An 18,364-nucleotide genomic window follows, 5' to 3' on the forward strand; every position below is an offset into this window, starting at 1 on the left:
ATGGACGACCATACCCAGATTCTCGTGTGCGGATGCGGTGCGCCTGTACGGATCAGGGAATTGCGCTTCGCGCTGGCCGGTAACCAGGCACGCGACTGGGCGCCCTGCCCGGTCTGCTACCGCAAGCTCTATCAGATGCGTGTGGACGGCGTGGTTTGCGCCGAGCTGGTGTCAGAGCTGGAGTGGGATTAGCCGCCTCGGCGCCGACGCGCAGGTCGACGCCGACGGCCGAATGAAAGCGCACCGCCCACGAGCGTGGCCGGCGCGCCGCGCGCTGCCCGCTTACGGCAGCGCTTATGGCAGCGCTTAAGGCAGCACTTAAGGCAGCGCTTGGCGCCGCGACGTCACGAGCAGCCCGGCAAGGGCGAGCAGTGCGAGCCCGCCGCCGGTGACGACGATGCCTGTCCATCCGAAGTGGATGTACAGCGTGCTGGCCATCGCCGACCCAACTGCCCCGCCCACGAAGATCGCCGTCATATAGAGGGCGTTCAGCCGTCCGCGGCTCGCTGCGTCGAGCGCATAGATCGCACGTTGCCCCAGGACCATATTCATCTGGACGGCAAAGTCGAGCAGGATGCCGGTCGCCGCAAGACCGAAGATCGCCACGCTGCCGCCTGCCATCCCGGGAAGAAAGCTCAGGGCCGCCACGATCAGTGCGGCAAGCGAGGCGAGGCGGCTATGTCCGGCATCGGCAAGGCGGCCGGCAATCGGCGCAGCCACCGCGCCCAGTGCACCGACCAGCGCAAACAGTCCGATCTGCGATTGCGACAGCCCCAGGCGACCGCCGAGTTCCAGCGGCACGGCTGTCCAGAAAAGGCTAAAGGCGGCAAACAGAAGGCCCTGCAACAGCGCTCTCTGGCGCAGCACCGAATAACGGCCGAACAGATGCCACAGCGAGGCCAGCAGGCTGCCGTAGGTGGCGCGATGTTGCGGCACGCGGCGCGGCAACGTCGCTGCAATGATGCCCACGGTGAGCAGCGTCATCACTGCCGCGATGACGAACACCCCGCGCCATCCCAGCCATTGCGCGGCCATGCTGGACAACGGGCGCGACAGGAGAATGCCGGACAGCAGGCCGCCCATGATGGTGCCGACGGTGCGCCCGCGCAGCGCTTCTGGCGCCAGATGGGCCGCCAGCGGTATCAGGATCTGCACGCTGACCGAACTGATCCCGAGCAGCAGCGAAACGAGCAGGAACACCGTGGGTTGCGAAGCCAGCGCGGCGCCCGCCAGGCTGGCCGCGGCCGCCACGCCGCTGACGACCAGCAGGCGGCGGTTTTCGAGCAGATCGGCTAGCGGCACAAGGAAGAACAGCCCGATGGCGTAGCCGATCTGGGTCAGCGACACGATCACGCTGGCGCGCTCGAGCGACATGCCAATGGCCGGCGCAATGAGCTCGATGATCGGCTGCGCGTAGTAGAGATTGGCGACCAGCACGCCGGCGCTAAGGGAAAACAGCGCGACGAGACCTGCGGACATCGGCGCGGCTGCACTGCCTGCAATCGTGGGGGAGGACTGGGAAGACATGACTCCGGACTCCTGTAAGGGGATGCACGGAGGTTAAGGCCCAGGCGACGTTGCGAGAATCGCAACCGCGCGCAACGCAGCGTTGCGCAGGGGGCAAAGCCGTTACGAGCCGCGTGGAGACTGAAGCCCGGTCGGGCCCGGCAGCGTGCCGAGAAAATCGAGAAACGCCGCCACGCGCCGCGATCCACGGTGACTGGGCAGATAAAGCGCCGTAATGGACGACGAGGACTGGTTCGGGGTGACTTCCCAGGCGTCCAGCAACGCAACCAGCCGGCCGTCGGCGAGATCGGCCGCTACCAGCCAGTCCGGCAGCAGGCCGATGCCCAGCCCCGACAGCGCGGCGTCGCGCAGCACTTCGATATTGTTGCTGCGCAGGCTGCCCTGGACGGGCACTACCACCTTTTGCGCATCCTGGCCGGGCGCCGGCGGGCGAAATGTCCAGACCTGCTCGCGGCCGCCGAAGCTGAATCGCAGGCATCGATGATCGACCAGATCGGCCGGCTCGGCCACGGCGGGTTGTGGTTCGAGATAGGACGGGCTGGCAACTACCAGCCGGCGGAAGCGGCCAATCTCGCGCGCGATCACGTCATCGTATGCCGATGCACTGCCCAGCCGCACCGAAACATCGATTCGCTGCGCGACGAGATCGACGATCTCGTCTGTCAGTTGCACGTCCAGTTCCAGCTTCGGATAACGGGCCATCCAGTCGCCGAGGTAAGGCGACACGCAGCAGCGTCCGAATGCCACCGGCAGCGAAACACGCAACTGCCCAACCGGCATCTCGCCGCGATCGGCGATCAGCGCATCGGCTTCCTCCACCGCTTCGAGGATGCGGCGGGCATGCTGATAGTAATTGGCCCCGGCTTCCGTCACCGTCACCTGTCGCGTGGACCGGTTCAACAGGACCGCGCCCAGCTCAGTTTCCAAGGCATCGAGCGCGCGCGTCACCGATGACGTGGCCAGCCCCATTCGGCGCGCCGCAGACGAAAAACCCTTGGCGTCCACGGTCTCGACGAACGTCTTCAGAGCGAAAAATTTATCCATGCTTCGATGGCGGTTTCGGGGCCGGCAACGCCGCGCCCCGCTACGGTTGGCAAGCCGCAGCTTACCCCCCGCGCGGCGCCTTCCGCAATCGGCGACACCGATAGCCGGCTAAAGCCGATACCACTGAGCTTGCCGCTTGCCGCCGGGCTAATCGCCGAGCCGGATCCAGGTAGTTTTCAGGTCCTGGTATTTTTCCAGCGCGTGCAGCGACTTGTCGCGACCGAAGCCCGATTGCTTGACGCCGCCAAACGGCACGGTGATATCGCCATCCATGTAGCAGTTGACCCACACCAGCCCGCTGCGCAGCTTGCGCGATACGCGGTGCGCGCGCGACAGGTCGGACGTCCATAAGCCCGCCCCGAGGCCATACGGCGAATCGTTGGCCATGCGCACCACCTCGTCCTCGGTGTCGAACACGGTCACGGCCAGCACTGGTCCGAAGATTTCCTCGCGCACAATGGTCAGCGCCTGCGACGGGCATTCGAAGATCGTCGGCTGCACGAACCAGCCGCCGCTGCCGCCACGGGCAGCCTGTCCGCCCGCGCGCAGCGTCGCACCTTCCCTGCGGCCCGCCTCGATATACGACATCACGCGATCGAACTGGCGCCCATCGACGATCGCGCCCATGGCCGAGGCCGGATCGAGCGGATCTCCCGGCTGCATGGCGGCGGCATGCGCCTGCAGGCGCGTCAGGAAGGCTTCGTAGATGCCGCGCTGCACGTACAGACGCGATCCGGCGATACAGATCTCGCCCTGGTTGTTGAAAATGCCGATGGCGGCGGCCAGCGCGGCGCGCTCAACGTCCGGGCAGTCGTCGAACACGATATGCGGCGACTTGCCGCCGCACTCAAGCCAGACCCGCTTCAGGTTGGACTGCCCGCTGTATTCCATGAAACGCTTGCCGGTGGCGGTCGACCCAGTAAAGGCCAGGCAATCGACATCGGCATGGCGCCCAAGCGCCTGTCCCGCATCGGCGCCCAGCCCCGGCACCACGTTGAACACGCCCCGCGGCACGCCCGCCTGTTCGGCCAGCGCGGCAAGGCGGATCGCCGTCAGCGGCGATTGCTCGGCCGGCTTGAGCACCACGCTGTTGCCCGCAGCCAGCGCGGGAGCCACTTTCCAGCTTGCCATCAGCAGCGGATAGTTCCACGGCACCACGGCGGCCACCACGCCAACCGGCTCGCGCGTGATGGTTGCCAGCACGTTGCTGTCGGTCGGCGCGATCTCGTCATAGACCTTGTCGATGCTCTCCGCGTACCAGGCGTAGGTGCGCGCCGCCTCGGGGATATCGTAGAGCATCGTGTCGGCGATGGGCTTGCCCATGTCGAGCGTTTCCAGCAGCGCCAGTTCGTCGCGATGCGTGTCGATCAGCGCGGCCAGCCGCAGCAGGACCGCCTTGCGCTCGCTGCGCGGCATGTCGCGCCACGTACCGGCATCGAAGGCGCGTCGCGCGGCGGCCACGGCGCGGTCCACATCGGCCGCACCGCAAGCCGGTACGCGCGCCAGCAGCGCGCCGGTGGCCGGGTTGATGCAGTCGAATGTCGCGCCATCGGCGGCGCCCGTCCATTGCCCGTCGATATACGCCTGCGCGCCGATCTCTAGTGCGGCGGCCTTCGCCTGCCAGTCGCGCAGGGTGCCCAGTTCCTCGCTCATGCGTGCTCCTTGCCCGCTTGCGCCAGCATCGCGCCCAGCAGTACGTTGGCGCCGGCTTCCAGGTGTTCGGGCCTGGCGTCTTCCACTTCGTTATGGCTGATGCCGTCCTTGCACGGCACGAAGATCATCGCCGTCGGCGCTACGCCGGCGATATACACCGCGTCATGACCCGCGCCAGTCACGATGTCCTGATGGCTGTAGCCGCGGGCGCGGGCCTCGCTGCGTACATGCGCTACCAGTTCCGGCGCGAAAGGCGTCGGCGCGAAGTACTGCACATCGACGATCTTTACGTCGAGCGCGGCACCCGTGGTGGCGCCCTCCGCCAGCGCTGCACAAGCGTCGCGAAAACGCCTGTCCATCGCCTGCAACTGCTGCGCGTCCTGATGGCGCAGATCGACCGTGAAGGTGACGCTGCCCGGAATCACGTTGCGCGACGCCGGATGCACGTTGACCACGCCCACCGTGCCGCGGCCATGGGGTGCAAAGTCGTGAGCGATGCGGACGACTTCCTGCATCAGGTGCGTGGCGCCATACAGCGCATCGCGGCGCAGCGGCATCGGCGTCGGCCCGGCGTGCGCCTCCATGCCGGTCACGGTCACGTCGTACCAGCGCAGCCCCAACGATCCCGTCACCACGCCGATCACGTTGTCCTCGGCTTCCAGGATCGGGCCCTGCTCGATATGGGCTTCGAAATACGCGCCGACCGGACGGCCGCCCACGGGCAGATCGCCCGCGTAGCCGATCGCGCGGAGTTCGTCGTCGACGCGCTTGCCGGCCGTGTCGACAGCGTTCAGCGCCACCTCCAGCGGAAAGACGCCGGCAAACACGCCGGAGCCCATCATCACCGGCACAAACCGCGTGCCTTCCTCGTTGGTCCAGATCGCCAGTTCCAGCGGCGCCTCGGTCCGCGCGCCGTGATCGTTCAGCGTGCGCATCACTTCCAGCCCGGCCAGCACGCCAAAACAGCCGTCGAACTTGCCGCCGGTGGGCTGGGTGTCGATATGGCTGCCGGTCATCACCGGCGGCAGGCTGTCATCGCGGCCGGCGCGGCGGCCGAAGATATTGCCGACGCGGTCCACGGTCACCGTCAGGCCCGCATCGCGCATCCAGCCGGTCACCAGGTCGCGGCCCTGGCCGTCGAGTGCGGTCAGCGCGAGCCGCGCGTTGCCGCCCTTCGGCGTCGCGCCGATCGCGGCCAGATCCATCAGCGACTGCCACAGCCGCTTGCCGTCGATATGCAAAGTCGTCATCGCTTGCTCCCGATGTTCATGCGATGGCCGGCGCGAAGCCAGCCAGGAACGATTCCAGCGCCATGCCGATGGCGTCGACCTCATAGCCGCCCTCCTGCACCACCACGGTTGGCACGCCCAGCGCGTGGATGCGTTCGCCAATGCTGCGATACGCATCGATGCCCACCTGCAGCACGCTGATCGGATCATGGCGGTAGGTGTCGAAACCGAGCGCAAGCACCAGCGCCTGCGGGCGGTAGTCGCGCAGCGCATCGAGCGCACTGTCCAGCGCGGACAGAAAACCCGCATCGGCCGTGCCGTGCGGCAGCGGAAAATTGAGGTTGTAGCCGTAACCCGCGCCGTGGCCACGCTCCGTGGCATAGCCGGTATAGAACGGGTAATACGCGCCCGGATCGGCATGCAGCGAAATCGTCATCACGTCCGAGCGTTGATAGAAAATTTGCTGCGTGCCGTCGCCGTGATGGGCGTCGACGTCCAGCACCGCTACCTTGTCGAAGCGCTCCAGCAGCGTCTGTGCGGCAATGGCCGAGTTGTTGACGTAGCAGAATCCGCTGGCCCGGTCGGCATGTGCGTGATGACCTGACGGCCGGCACAACGCATAGGCCATGCCGTTGCCGTCGTGCGGCGCGCAGACATGCCGCGCCGCGGCCACCGCGCTATGCGCCGAGCGCAGGATCGAGCGCCAGCTGTCCGGTCCCAGCGGGCAGCTCAGGTCGCCCAGGTAATAGCCAGCTTCGGCAATCACGCTGCCGGACGGACAAGGCCCGCGCCGCGTCTTGTCGACCCGGCCGTTGTAGTACGGCGAGAGATTGGGCAGCACCTCGATACCTGGGTCCAGCGTGGGCGACGCCATGGCCATCCAGCGCACGTGCGCAGTGGAAAGGAAATCGAGGTAGGCCGGACTGTGCACGGTTTCCAGCGGCGCACGGCCGTAGTCCGGGGGCGTGGCAAGCTCGATACCGCGGGCATCGAGCGCCCGCTGAAGCGCGGCGGCGCGAGCCGGCACATCGGTCGGCTCGCACAGCCGGCCTGCGCGCATGAACTGCCGAGGCTGGTGCAGCAACTGGTCATCCGAAAAGAAGGCGCGCATTGTGGGATTCACGAAAAAGGTTCTGGTGGATGGGCCGGTCAGTGCGATTGCCGCGCCAGCGCGGCCGCGCGGATGCCTGACAGCGTCACGCCGGGCGCGATGCCATCGGGTTCGTAGCGCAGCTCGATCAGCGCCGGGAGGTTTTCGCGCGCGGCAAACTCCAGTGCGCGCGCAAAGGCGGGACCGAACGCCTCATCGTTGTCGACCACTTCGCCATGCCCGCGATACGCGCGGATCAGCTCGCTGAATGCAGGATTGTCGAAGGTCAGCGCAATCGTGCGGCCCGGAAACTCGCGTTCCTGGTGGGCGCGGATCGTGCCCCACATGCCGTTGTTGAACACGAGGATCACGATGCCGAGCCGGTACTGCATGGCCACGCCCAGCTCCTGCAGATTCATCTGGAAGCAGCCATCGCCCGCGTAGCAGACCACCGTGCGATCGGGCCGCTCGAGCTTGGCGGAAATCGCGGCGGGCAGCCCGTACCCCATCGATCCGACGGTTGGCGCCAGGCTGGTGCCCACGCCGTGAAAACGGTGATAGGTATGCGCAAACAGCGCGTAGTTGCCGGCGCCGACCGTGATGCACGCATCGGCCGGCACGTGGTCGCGCACGTGGCATGCCACGCGGTTCAGGTTCAACGCGCCCGGCGCTGCCTGGGGCGCCTGCCCGGCGCGGAAACTGGCGTGCGCCTCGGCCACCGCCGCGCGCGCCGGCGCCGTGGCGGGCGACAGTTGCGCGACGGCCGCCGCGAACGACACCACGTCGGCCGCGATCGGCAGCGTCGCGCGAAACACGCGGCCCAGCTCGTCGGGGTCGGGGTACACGTGCACCAGTTGCTGTTTGGGTAGCGGACTTTCGATCAGCGTGTAGCCCTCGGTCGTCGCCTCGCCCATGCGCGTGCCCACGGCGATCACCAGATCGGCATCGCGGATGCGCTGGCGCAGCGCGTCGGTCATGCCCCAGCCGACATGTCCGGCAAAGTTGGGATGGTCGTTGTCGAAGCATTCAAGCCGACGCCATGCCACGCCGACCGGCAGCGCGAACCGTTCGGCAAACCCCTCGATCTGCCGCAGCGCGGCGGGCGTCCAGCCCGATCCGCCCACCAACAGGAACGGCCGCTGCGCGCCGGCCAGCATCGTGCCCAGCCGATCGATCGACGCCGGCGTGGGCGCGCCGTACGCGCGTTGGTAGCGCGGCATGTCGGGCACGCTGGCCCGCCCCCACAACGTGTCCTCGGGCAATGCCAGCACCACCGGCCCCGGCCGTCCGCTGGTGGCCACCGCATAGGCGCGCGCGATGAATTCCGGAATGCGATCGGTGCGATCGATCTGCGCCACCCACTTCGCCATCTGGCCGAACATGCGCCGGTAATCGATTTCCTGGAACGCCTCGCGCTCGTAGAAATCGTTGCCGACCTGGCCAACGAACAGGATCATCGGCGTGGAGTCCTGGAACGCGGTATGCACAGCGATGCTGGCATTGGTGGCGCCGGGGCCGCGCGTGACGAAGCACACGCCGGGCTCGCCCGTCAGCTTGCCGTAGGCCTCGGCCATGTAACCCGCGCCGCTTTCCTGGCGGCAGACGATCGGCGCGATGGCGTCGCGGTGCTCATTGAGCGCGTCGATGCAGGGCAGATAGCTTTCGCCGGGCACCAGGAATACGCGCCGCGCGCCGTGGATTCGCAGCTGGTCGACCAGGATCTGGCCGCCGTTGCGCTCGCGCAGCGTACTCATGCGAGGCCTCCACGCTTGATCTCGATTTCAACGAACACGCATTCGCCATCGTGCGCATTGATCACGTTGTGTTCGACACCGGCGGGTCGTGAATATGCCTGGCCGGCCACCAGCTGGCTGGTGATCTCGCCCTGCGGGGTCTGCAGCAGCAGCGCGCCGGTGGTCATCGGCACCACCACGTAGTCATGGCCATGGCGATGGTGTCCGGTTTCGGCGCCCTTCGCGAAGCGCCATTCGGTCACGATCACGCGATCGTTGTCGACCTGGACGGTCGGTACGGCTTGCGGTCGGGTCATGGGTTGGTCCTTGGTCGGCGGATCAGCGGGTCAGTACTTCGGCGAGGATGTCGAGGCCCTCGTCCATCACGGCGTTCTCGATCGTGAGCGGGAACAGGAAGCGGATAACGTTGCCGTACACGCCGCACGACAACAGCAGCAAACCCTTCTCCAGCGCGCGGTTCTGCACGTCGCGCGTGAAATCAGCGTCGGGACTGCCGTCGGCGCGCCGGAATTCCACGGCCACCATCGCGCCGATGCCCCGCACCTCGGCGATCTGCGGCACGCGCGGCTTAAGACTGTTGAGCCGCTCCGTCAGGCGTTCGCCCAGCGCGGCGCCACGGGCGATCAGGTTCTCCGACTCCAGCACGTCCAGCACGGCCAGCGCCGACGCCACGGCCAGCGGGTTGCCCGCATAGGTGCCGCCCAGCCCGCCCGGCGACGGCGCGTCCATGATCTCGGCCCGTCCGCACACCGCAGACAGCGGCATCCCGCCCGCCAGGCTCTTGGCCATGGTGGTCAGGTCCGGCGCTACGTCGTAGTGCTCCATCGCAAACAGCTTGCCGGTGCGGCCAAAACCGGTCTGCACTTCGTCGGCGATCAGCAGAATGCCGTGCTCGTCGCAGATGGCGCGCAACATGCGCACGAACTCCGGCGGCGCCACATTGAAGCCGCCCTCGCCCTGCACCGGCTCGAAGATCATCGCGGCCACGCGGCGCGGATCGATATCGGCCTTGAACAGATGATCGAGCGCGCGACGCGCGTCGTCGACGCTCACGCCGTGCAGCGCCGACGGATACGGTGCGTGATAGACCTCGCCCGGGAACGGGCCGAAGCCCACCTTGTAAGGCGCCACCTTGCCAGTCAGCGCCATGCCCATCATCGTGCGGCCGTGAAAACCGCCCGAGAAGGCAATCACGCCCGGCCGTCCCGTGGCGGCGCGCGCGATCTTGATGGCGTTCTCGACGGCTTCGGCGCCGGTGGTGAAAAACGCCGTCTTGCGCGCCGAGCGGCCCGGTGCGCGCTGGTTGATTTTCTCGGCCAGCTCGATATAGCTGGCGTACGGCACGATCTGGTAGGCGGTATGCGTGAAGCGGTTCAGTTGTTCCTGCAGCGCGGCCACCAGGCGCGGATGGCGATGGCCGGTGTTGAGCACGGCGATGCCCGCGGCAAAGTCGATATAGCGCTTGCCTTCGACATCCCAGATCTCGCTGTTCTCGGCGCGTTCGGCGTAGAAATTGCACATCACGCCCACGCCGCGCGGGGTGGCGGCGTCCTTGCGGCGGACCAGTTCTGCGTTCTTCATGTGTATGGCTCCAGTGAATGCGTCAGGGACAAAGGCGTCAGGCGGCGGCGCGGATCAGCGTGGGGTCCCACGACTTGCCCGGAATGGCGTCGATCAGCCTGCGCGTGTAATCGTGTTCGGGGGCGTCAAAAATCTGCGCGGGCGGACCGGACTCCACCACGCGGCCGCGATGCATGACGATGATGTGATGGCAGATCTGCGCGGCAACGCGCAGGTCGTGCGTGATAAAGATAAGCGCGATGTCGAGCTTCTTCTGCAGGTCGGCCAGCAGTTGCAGCACCTGGGCCTGAACCGAAACGTCGAGTGCGGAAACCGATTCGTCGGCGACCAGCAGCTTGGGCTCCAGGGCGAGCGCCCGCGCGATGCCGATGCGCTGGCGCTGCCCGCCCGAAAACTGGTTCGGATAGCGATCGAACGCCGAGGGCTCCAGCCCCACCAGTTGCAGCAGTTCGCGCGCGCGCTTGCGTGCATCGTCCAGCGGCACGCCGTTGGCGACCGGGCCGTCGGTGATGATGCGGCCCACCGTGTGGCGTGGATTCAGCGATGCAAACGGATCCTGGAAGATCATCTGCACATCGCGCCGGAACGGTCGGAACTGGCGCTCGGACAGCCGCGCGATGTCCTGGCCGTCGAACAGCATCTGGCCGCCATCGACGCCGGTCAGCCGCAGCAGGCATTTGCCGATGGTGGACTTGCCCGAACCCGACTCGCCGACGATGCCCAGCGTCTGGCCGCGGCACACCTGGAACGACACGTCGTCCACCGCGTGCGTCACGCGTTTTTTTGAAAACAGCCCGCCGCCCGACACGTAGGTCTTGCGCAGGTTGCGCACCTTGAGCACGGTGGCGCCGGCATCGTGGCCGGCGTCCCTGGCGCGGCCGTGCGGCACGGCGCTGATCAGCCGGCGCGTATACGGATGCTGCGGATGTTCGAGCACCTGGCGTGCCGCGCCAATCTCCACCAGTTCGCCCTTTTCCATCACGGCCACGCGATCTGCAATCTCGGCCACCACGCCAAAATCGTGGGTGACGAACATTACGCCCATGCCCTTCTCCGCCTGGATACGGCGGATCAGCCGCAGAATCTGGGCCTGTGTGGTGACGTCCAGCGCGGTGGTCGGTTCGTCGGCGATCAGCAGCTTTGGCTCCAGCGCCAGGGCCATGGCGATGACCACGCGCTGGCGCTGTCCGCCCGACAAGCGGAACGGATAGCTGTGCACCAGCGTGGCCGGATCAGGCAGGCCGACGAATTCCAGCAGGTCCAGCACGCGGCGCCGACACGCATCGCCCGGATAGGCGCGATGCACGCGCATGACCTCGGCGATCTGGTCGCCCACGGTCATCACCGGGTTCAGCGCCGACAGCGGCTCCTGGAACACCATCGCCATGTCCTTGCCGCGCATGCCGAGCAAGGCGGACTCGTCCAGCGCCAACAGGTCGCGCCCCTGGAACAGGATCTGGCCAGACTCGGGCTTCAGGTAGGTGGGCAGCAGGCCCATGATGGCGTTGGCGCTCATCGACTTGCCCGAGCCCGATTCGCCCACGATGCACAGGATCTCGCCCGCGTGCAGGTCATAGGAGATATCGCGCACGGCGTGCGGACGGTCGCCGCCGCGCGGCAGCGCGATCGACAGGTTGCGGATCGACAGCAGCGGCTGGGGCGATTGCGGGGAATGGCTGGTTTGCGTCATGGGAGCGCTCCTTACTCGCCACGGCGGCGCAGTTGCGGGTTCAGGGCGTCGTTGAGCCCTTCGCCGATCAGGTTGATGGCCAGCACGGTCAGCAGAATGGCCACGCCGGGCCACACGCTCATCCACCATGCCTCGCGGATCATCGTGCGCGCCGCGCCGATCATGAAGCCCCAGCTCATCATGTTGCGATCGCCCAGGCCCAGGAACGACAGCGCCGATTCGGTCAGGATTGCCGTGGCGACCATGAACGATGCCGAGACGATGATGGGCGACATCGCGTTGGGCAGGATCTGCGTGACGATGATGCGCAGCGGACGCTGCCCGATCACCACGGCGGCCTGCACGAATTCGCGCTGTTTGAGCGACAGGAATTCGCCGCGCACCAGCCGCGCCACGGGCGGCCACGACACCACCGAGATCGCGCCGACGATCGAATAAATCGAAGGATTGAAGATGGCCACGATCACCACGGCCATCGCCAGTTGGGGAATGGTCTGGAAGAACTCGGTCAGGCGCATTAGCGCGTCGTCGATGCGCCCGCCGCAATAGCCGGCCACGGCGCCCACCATGACGCCCAGCACCAGCGCCACGGCCGTCGAGATCACGCCGACCAGCAGCGACACGCGCGCGCCGTACAGCAGCCCGGCCGTGATGTCGCGCCCGAGCATGTCGGTGCCGAACGGGTAAGCCATGTCGGCAAACGGCTTCATCAGCGGATCGGCCACCATCAGCCACGGCGATTCCTCGTACAGCAGCGGCGCCACGAACGACACCGCCACCACGGCGGCCAGCAGCAGCAGGCCGATCACCGCGCCGTAATTGCGGCAATAGCGTTTGACGAACGATTTCATGCAGTGGCCTCCTTGCCGCCGATGGCGATGCGGGGGTCGATGAAGCGATAGATCACGTCGGTTACCAGGTTGAAAAACACCACCAGCGCCGACGTCACGAAGAAGATGCCCAGCAGCAATTGGTAGTCGCGCTGCAGCAGCGCGTCGAACATCAACCGGCCGATGCCGGGCCACGAGAACACGGTCTCGGTCAGCACCGCGCCGCCAGCCATCTGGCCCAGCTGGATGCCCGCAAACGTGATCACTGGCAGCAGCGCATTGCGCAGCACATGCACGCGGATCACGCGACGCGCTGGCACGCCCTTGGCGCGCGCGGTCTTGACGAAGTCCATGCCCATTACCTCCAACATCGACGCGCGCGTCAGCCGCACATACACTGCCATGAAGAAGCAGCCGAGCGAGATCGTCGGCAGGACCAAATGCAGCGCGATATCCTTGGCGCGCGCCATGCCGGTCAGGTTGGCGCCGACCGTTTCCATGCCGAAGGCCGGCAGCCAGCCCAGCACGACCGAGAACAGGATGATGGCCATCAGCGACAACCAGAACAGCGGCGTCGCATAGAGCAGCAGCGCACCGGACATCACCGCGCTGTCGATCCATCGCCGCCGGTTCTCATAGCGGGTTCGCGCGGAGATCACGCCCAGCAGCACGCCCATCGCGATCGAGAACACGAACGCGCCGCTCATCAGCAGGAACGTGGCAGGCAGCCGATCGAGAATCAGGTCCAGCACGGGCAGATGGTTGCGGTACGAGTAGCCCAGATCGAGCGTGGCCACGCCCTTGAGATAGATGCCCAGCTGCGTGAGCACGGGCTTGTCGAGCCCGAACTGCTCGCGCAGCTGCGTCACGTACGCCGCGTCGCCAGCGCCGGCCTCGCCTGCCATGACGGTGGCCGGATCGCCGGGCGCCATGCGGATCAGGAAGAAATTGATGACCACCACGCCGATCACCACCACCAGCGCCTTGGCCAGCCGGGACATCAGGAAAGACAGAAAACTCACGATCACCTCCGCACAACCATGACCTTGTGGCACGGCGCGCCGGCGGCAGTCCGCCAGCGCGCGATGCCGGCGTCGATCAGTTCTTCTCGATCGAAACGTTGTCGAACGACTCGTTCAGGCCAATGGCCGTGGTCACCAGGTTCTTGACGTTCTTGCGATACAGCGTCGGAAACTCGATCTCGAACAGGTTGGCGTTGGCCACGTCGTTCACCAGGATCTTCTGCAGCTCGCTGTAGAGCTTCTGGCGCTCGGCGCCATCCATGGTGGCGCCGGCTTTGGCCCACAAGTCGTCCGCGGTGGGGTTGCTGTAGCCCTGCACATTGGCGAACGGCGTGCCCTTGACCATGTTGCGCGTCACGTACAGGCGCTCCACGCCCAGCGCCGGATCACCATACTGGTACGTGTACGTCACGGTCATGTCGAAGTCCCAGTTGCCCACGCGCGCCGACCACGTGCCGGCATCGGCCGAATCGATGCTGACCTTGAAACCGAGCTGCTCGAGCATCTGCTTGATGTACTCGTCCAGGCGATCCCAGTTGGCGCCGTACGACGTCGACAGGATCTTGACCGGGTACTTGCCCACGTCCACGCCGGACGCCTTGATCTCGTCGCGCGCCTTCTTGATGCTGAAATCGAACGTCGGCATGTTCTTGTCGAAGAACAGCGTGCTCGACGAGAACGGGCTGACCGCGGGCTTGCCCATGCCGAAGAAAATGTTGTCGACAATCAGCTTGCGGTTCAGCGCATGCATCACGGCCTGGCGCACCTGCACGTTGTTGAACGGCGGCTTGCGCTGGTTCAGCAACAGGCTGGCCATGGGCGCGAACATCTCCCAGCCCTTGGTGGTGTATTCCACGTTGGGCAGCGCACGCAGACGCTTGACGTCGACATTGTCCACGTCGCCGCCGCGCAGCACCTGCACGTCGCCCTTCTCGAACGCCACGGCACGCGACGCCGAATCGGGAATCACGTAGAAGACCAGTTCGTCCAGGTACGGCTGGCCCTTTTTCCAGTAGTTCGGATTCTTGGCGAGCTTGATGTACGCGCCCTTCTTCCATTCCTTGAACACGAACGGACCCGTGCCCACCGGCTTCTGGTTGGCGGGGTTGTTGCGGTAGTCGGTGCCGTCGTAGATGTGCTTGGGCATCATCGGCATGGTGCCGGTCTCGAACATCGAGATGAACGGCGGAAACGGCTCCTTCAGCTTGATCTCGACCGTACTGTCGTTGACCGCGCGGATCGACGCCATGTACTTGTTGATGACCGCGCGGGTGCGCACATGCACTTCGCGCAGCATCTTGTCGATCGAGAACACCACGTCGGCGGACGTGAACGGTTTGCCGTCATGCCATTTCACGCCCTGCTGCAGCTCGAAGGTGTAGGTGAGGCCGTCGGGCGAGATCTTCCACGACTTGGCCAGCTCCGGACGCGGCTTCAGATCGGGGCCGTAGGTCAGCAGGCCCTGGTAGATCTTGCCTGCGATGTACTGCGTGGGGGCTTGCGAATTGAGCGCGCTGACCAGGATCGGCGGTTCCGGCTGCACGATGCCGGACAGTGTGCCGCCGGTGGTCTGGGCAAGCGCGGCGCCGGCCATCAGGCCGGCCGCGGCAACGAAAGCCATCGACACCAGGCTCCCCCTGATGCGTGACTGGACGCTGGCAGTGATGCATTTCATCGGTCGTTTCCTTTTTTTTGGGACAGGCAGGGTCATCGGGCAGCGTGCGGCGCACGTTGTCCGGGGGTTGCTTACAACGAGGGAAAATCAACGGCGCGCGATGGCGCCGCGGTTGCACGTCAGGCGGCCGTCAGTCCACGGCCGGCTCCACGCCGCACCAGTCGACCAGAAACTGCGCAAACGTAGTGGTGACGCGCACCATGCTGTCGATCGACACCGATTCGTCGATGCCGTGGATATTGCGCGCCTCGGGGCCGTAGCACGTGACCGGCGTATCGAGCGTGATGCGGAAGTGCCGCGCGTCGGTGGTGGCGGTAGTGGCCGTGCGTGCCACCTCACTGCCGTGCACTTTGCGATGCGCCTCGGCCAGCGCGCGCATCGGCGCGTTGTCGAGATCGAACTCGCAGCCCGGCGCGTGGAACCCTTCGTAGCGAATCTCCAACTGCAGCGTGCTGCCCAGCCGCGCCAGGGTATCGCGCACGCGCTGGGCGACGATGGCCTTGGCCTCGTTCACATCCATATGCGGATAGAAGCCGATGCGGATGCCCAGCGTGCATGTGCAGGGCACCGACGAATTCCATTCGCCGCCGTGGATCTGGCCAAGATTGAAGTTGATCGGATGCGCGTGATCGCGATACGCGGCCGGGCGATTGCGCGGCAGGTTCCACTCGGCTTCCAACTCGCGCAGGTCCGCCATTACGGCAATGCCGGCTTCCACCGGATTCACGCCCGTGGTCATGTACGCAGCGTGCGCGGGGCGTCCCGTCAGGTCGACGAACATCCAGAACACGCCCATTTGCGCCGTCATCAGCGACTCGCCAAGCGGCTCGGGGATCAGCACCGTATCGAACGACGCAAGCTTGCCCGCGCCCACCGCGTTGCGCAGTGCCGCCACCGTGGCCAGCGCGCCGTTTCCGGTGCTTTCTTCTTCCAGCACGGCATTGAATCCGACATTGCCCGCGGGCTGCACGCCGAGGTTCTTGAGCGCCTTGAACGCGGCCAGCGCGCACACGATGCCAGCCTTCATGTCGCCAGCGCCGCGGCCGAACAGCCAGCCATCTTCGACATACGCCTTGAATGGCGATTCGGCCCACATCGCATCGGGCCCGGTCGGCACCACGTCGAGATGGCCATTGAACAGCACCGAGCGGCCACCGCGTTCGCGCGGACGATGGGTGGCCAGCAGGTTGTAGCGGCCGCCATCGGGACAACATGGTGTGGAGAACAGCGGCAGGTCTTTCAGTTGCGCCGTGTTGAGCATGATGTGCTCGGACGTGAGGCCGAGGTCGCGCAGCGCGCCCTCAAGAAAGTCCACCGCCGGCTGTTCGGCGCCCGACGGGCTCTTCGCGGCAACGAAGCCGCTCAGGGTTTCCACCATGTACGGCGTCAGCGCGCGTACCGCTTCGGCAAGCGACTGCGTGGCGAGATCGGGTGCAAGGGCAGTGGCAGTATTCGGCATGGGGGCTCCACAAACGGACATCGAAAAAATCTGCATCGGCACGGATGGAAAATTAGCCGATGGTTGGTACCATCGGTAGGTCCATATGCAGTTTTTTGTCCGGAGCCACTTTGAAAGAGACCCTTCTCTCCGAGCTGCTGCTGCAACGTCTGGAACGTCGCGCAGCAACCCAGGATGGTGCATGGAACGGCAAGGCCGGCGAGCATATGAATCGCCAGCTTTATGTGATCATCCGGCAGGAAATCCTTGCTGGTGCTGTGCCTGCGGGCAGCAAGCTGCCCGCGTCGCGCGTGCTGGCAAAGGAGATCGGCGTATCGCGCAACACGGTGCTATATGCCTATGAGCAGTTGCTCGCCGAGGGGTACGTCACCGCGTCGAGCGGAAGTGGCACCTTCGTGTCGCATACGGTTCCCGACCATCGTGCATTGCACAACGGCAGTGCGCCGACTGGCACCATCGATGTGCCCGCAATGCAGCAACATCCCAACCGATATGCGTTATCGCGACGCGGCCAGCATCTGGTGTCCCATGCCAGTGCATCGGACCGGCAATGGGGCGCGTTCGTGGCCGGCGTGCCCGATGTCTCGCTGTTTCCGCACGCCGTGTGGGCGCGTCTGCTTAACAAGCACTGGCGCAATCCGAGCCCGCAATTGCTGACGTATGCGCACCACGGCGGCTACCTGCCGCTGAAAAAACTGCTGGCCGAGCATCTGCGGCTGGTGCGATCGGTGCGGTGCGAGCCCGACCAGATCATCCTGACCACCGGCATCCACCAGGCCGTCGACCTGATCGCGCGCCTGCTGGCCGACCCCGGCGACAAGGCGTGGATGGAAGACCCCGGGTACTGGGGCACCCGCAGCCTGCTATACAGCGCCGGCGTGGAGCCGATTCCGGTGCCGGTGGACGACGAAGGCATCGCACCGACGGCCGCCACGCTGCAGGATCCGCCGCGCTTCATCTTTGTCACGCCGTCGCACCAGTATCCATTGGGCATGATGATGAGCCTGTCGCGGCGCCGCATGCTGCTGGAATACGCGCGACAGCGCGGCGCGTGGATCATCGAGGACGACTACGACAGCGAGTTCCGCTTCGAGGGCCGTCCCGTCGCATCGCTGCAGGGGCTCGACGACAACGACCGCGTGATCTACATGGGCACGTTCTCGAAGACCCTGTTCCCGGGCCTGCGCATGGGCTTCATGGTGTTGCCAAAGCCGCTGGCGCCGCATTTCGCCACGGGGCTGTCGGAGCTGTATCGCGAAGGCCAGCTGGTACAGCAGGCCGTGCTGGCGGACTTTATCGAGGAAGGCCACTACGCCACCCATATCCGCCGCATGCGGCAACGCTATGCGCAGCGCCAGGCGTTGCTGCGCGAGGCGATCGCCACCCGCTTCGGCGACGACTGGCCCACCTCCACGCACGAGGCCGGCCTGCACATGGTGATGCATCTGCCGCCGGGCGCCGACGATCTTGGCATCAGCATGGCGGCGCGCACGCAAGGCTTGTCGGCGCGGCCGCTGTCGCGCTACTACAGTGAAGGCGCGGCGACGCAGCAGGGCCTGCTGCTGGGCTATGCATGCGTGCCCGAAGCCGAGATCGGGCCCGCATTCCGCAAGCTGGCGGAAGTGATCGAGCCCGCGCTGGAACATATGGCGCGCATGCAGGAGCCGCCCAGGACGATTGCCGCGCGCATCAGTGAGCAGGCCTGGAGCGGTGCATGACTGGTGCCATCGCGCCGCCCGCGAATGGTTCTTTACGCGACGGCATGCGCCAAGTAGGTTGCGCATCATCGTGACGACGTCCCTCTACTTGT

Annotated in this window: 15 protein-coding genes; 2 read left to right on the plus strand and 13 right to left on the minus strand. The window is 66.1% G+C overall.

From position 1 onward, the window contains the following. Positions 1 to 192, plus strand: coding sequence for a hypothetical protein (locus F7R19_RS15970; protein ID WP_061956927.1), 192 nt, complete (start codon positions 1 to 3; stop codon positions 190 to 192). A 126-nt stretch (positions 193 to 318) separates the two neighbouring features. Here F7R19_RS15970 and F7R19_RS15975 read toward each other — a convergent pair whose 3' ends face one another. The 13 genes from F7R19_RS15975 to F7R19_RS16035 form a co-directional block, all read right to left on the minus strand. After that, the gene (locus tag F7R19_RS15975; RefSeq protein ID WP_211922740.1) at positions 319 to 1,527 is read right to left on the minus strand and encodes an MFS transporter; all 1,209 of its coding nucleotides are present in this window, start codon (positions 1,525 to 1,527) and stop codon (positions 319 to 321) included. Positions 1,528 to 1,629: 102 nt separating this feature from the next. Further along, the gene (locus tag F7R19_RS15980; protein ID WP_150981220.1) at positions 1,630 to 2,571 is read right to left on the minus strand and encodes a LysR family transcriptional regulator; all 942 of its coding nucleotides are present in this window, start codon (positions 2,569 to 2,571) and stop codon (positions 1,630 to 1,632) included. A gap of 147 nt (positions 2,572 to 2,718) precedes the next feature. Then, a complete protein-coding gene (locus F7R19_RS15985; protein ID WP_150981221.1) occupies positions 2,719 to 4,224 on the minus strand; it encodes an aldehyde dehydrogenase in 1,506 nt (501 codons plus the stop codon). Further along, entirely contained in the window at positions 4,221 to 5,474 is a 1,254-nt protein-coding gene (locus F7R19_RS15990; protein ID WP_150981222.1) for a Zn-dependent hydrolase, read from the minus strand. The genes F7R19_RS15985 and F7R19_RS15990 overlap by 4 nt, the downstream gene beginning before the upstream one ends. A gap of 16 nt (positions 5,475 to 5,490) precedes the next feature. Continuing rightward, a complete protein-coding gene (locus tag F7R19_RS15995; protein WP_061956883.1) occupies positions 5,491 to 6,564 on the minus strand; it encodes a histone deacetylase family protein in 1,074 nt (357 codons plus the stop codon). Between the two features lie 38 nt (positions 6,565 to 6,602). Continuing rightward, positions 6,603 to 8,297 carry a thiamine pyrophosphate-binding protein gene (locus F7R19_RS16000; protein WP_150981223.1) on the minus strand — a complete coding sequence of 565 codons (1,695 nt, stop codon included), beginning with the start codon at positions 8,295 to 8,297 and terminating at the stop codon, positions 6,603 to 6,605. After that, on the minus strand, positions 8,294 to 8,593 hold the full coding sequence (locus tag F7R19_RS16005; RefSeq protein WP_150981224.1) for a cupin domain-containing protein: 300 nt from the start codon (positions 8,591 to 8,593) through the stop codon (positions 8,294 to 8,296). The genes F7R19_RS16000 and F7R19_RS16005 overlap by 4 nt, the downstream gene beginning before the upstream one ends. A gap of 22 nt (positions 8,594 to 8,615) precedes the next feature. Then, positions 8,616 to 9,878, minus strand: a complete 1,263-nt coding sequence (gene gabT, locus F7R19_RS16010; protein ID WP_150981225.1) for a 4-aminobutyrate--2-oxoglutarate transaminase — start codon at positions 9,876 to 9,878, stop codon at positions 8,616 to 8,618. A gap of 37 nt (positions 9,879 to 9,915) precedes the next feature. Then, a complete protein-coding gene (locus tag F7R19_RS16015) occupies positions 9,916 to 11,568 on the minus strand; it encodes an ABC transporter ATP-binding protein (RefSeq protein ID WP_061956879.1) in 1,653 nt (550 codons plus the stop codon). Positions 11,569 to 11,579: 11 nt separating this feature from the next. After that, positions 11,580 to 12,419: an ABC transporter permease gene (locus F7R19_RS16020; RefSeq protein WP_061956878.1), complete on the minus strand. Its 840-nt coding sequence runs from the start codon at positions 12,417 to 12,419 to the stop codon at positions 11,580 to 11,582. Further along, positions 12,416 to 13,420 (minus strand): ABC transporter permease, encoded by a 1,005-nt coding sequence (locus F7R19_RS16025; RefSeq protein ID WP_061956926.1) that lies wholly within the window; start codon positions 13,418 to 13,420, stop codon positions 12,416 to 12,418. The genes F7R19_RS16020 and F7R19_RS16025 overlap by 4 nt, the downstream gene beginning before the upstream one ends. A gap of 76 nt (positions 13,421 to 13,496) precedes the next feature. Beyond that, the gene (locus F7R19_RS16030) at positions 13,497 to 15,095 is read right to left on the minus strand and encodes an ABC transporter substrate-binding protein (protein WP_061956877.1); all 1,599 of its coding nucleotides are present in this window, start codon (positions 15,093 to 15,095) and stop codon (positions 13,497 to 13,499) included. 130 nt (positions 15,096 to 15,225) lie between these two features. Next, positions 15,226 to 16,554 (minus strand): ArgE/DapE family deacylase, encoded by a 1,329-nt coding sequence (locus F7R19_RS16035; RefSeq protein WP_150981226.1) that lies wholly within the window; start codon positions 16,552 to 16,554, stop codon positions 15,226 to 15,228. A 110-nt stretch (positions 16,555 to 16,664) separates the two neighbouring features. Between F7R19_RS16035 and pdxR the strand changes: the two genes are divergently transcribed. Further along, on the plus strand, positions 16,665 to 18,272 hold the full coding sequence (gene pdxR / locus F7R19_RS16040; protein WP_061956875.1) for a MocR-like pyridoxine biosynthesis transcription factor PdxR: 1,608 nt from the start codon (positions 16,665 to 16,667) through the stop codon (positions 18,270 to 18,272). Positions 18,273 to 18,364: the final 92 nt, after the last annotated feature.

It is taken from the genome of Cupriavidus pauculus, assembly GCF_008801835.1.
In the GTDB taxonomy this organism is placed as follows: Bacteria; Pseudomonadota; Gammaproteobacteria; order Burkholderiales; family Burkholderiaceae; genus Cupriavidus; species Cupriavidus pauculus.

What these genes read in the sequence shown, in the direction of transcription:
- gabT (WP_150981225.1), bottom strand. Translation starts at nt 9,878, where the DNA reads ATGAAGAACGCAGAACTGGTCCGCCGCAAGGACGCCGCCACCCCGCGC.
- F7R19_RS16005 (WP_150981224.1), bottom strand. Translation starts at nt 8,593, where the DNA reads ATGACCCGACCGCAAGCCGTACCGACCGTCCAGGTCGACAACGATCGC.
- F7R19_RS16000 (WP_150981223.1), bottom strand. Translation starts at nt 8,297, where the DNA reads ATGAGTACGCTGCGCGAGCGCAACGGCGGCCAGATCCTGGTCGACCAG.
- F7R19_RS15975 (WP_211922740.1), bottom strand. Translation starts at nt 1,527, where the DNA reads ATGTCTTCCCAGTCCTCCCCCACGATTGCAGGCAGTGCAGCCGCGCCG.
- F7R19_RS15995 (WP_061956883.1), bottom strand. Translation starts at nt 6,564, where the DNA reads ATGCGCGCCTTCTTTTCGGATGACCAGTTGCTGCACCAGCCTCGGCAG.
- F7R19_RS15980 (WP_150981220.1), bottom strand. Translation starts at nt 2,571, where the DNA reads ATGGATAAATTTTTCGCTCTGAAGACGTTCGTCGAGACCGTGGACGCC.
- F7R19_RS16020 (WP_061956878.1), bottom strand. Translation starts at nt 12,419, where the DNA reads ATGAAATCGTTCGTCAAACGCTATTGCCGCAATTACGGCGCGGTGATC.
- F7R19_RS15990 (WP_150981222.1), bottom strand. Translation starts at nt 5,474, where the DNA reads ATGACGACTTTGCATATCGACGGCAAGCGGCTGTGGCAGTCGCTGATG.
- F7R19_RS15985 (WP_150981221.1), bottom strand. Translation starts at nt 4,224, where the DNA reads ATGAGCGAGGAACTGGGCACCCTGCGCGACTGGCAGGCGAAGGCCGCC.
- F7R19_RS16030 (WP_061956877.1), bottom strand. Translation starts at nt 15,095, where the DNA reads ATGAAATGCATCACTGCCAGCGTCCAGTCACGCATCAGGGGGAGCCTG.
- F7R19_RS16015 (WP_061956879.1), bottom strand. Translation starts at nt 11,568, where the DNA reads ATGACGCAAACCAGCCATTCCCCGCAATCGCCCCAGCCGCTGCTGTCG.
- F7R19_RS16035 (WP_150981226.1), bottom strand. Translation starts at nt 16,554, where the DNA reads ATGCCGAATACTGCCACTGCCCTTGCACCCGATCTCGCCACGCAGTCG.
- F7R19_RS15970 (WP_061956927.1), top strand. Translation starts at nt 1, where the DNA reads ATGGACGACCATACCCAGATTCTCGTGTGCGGATGCGGTGCGCCTGTA.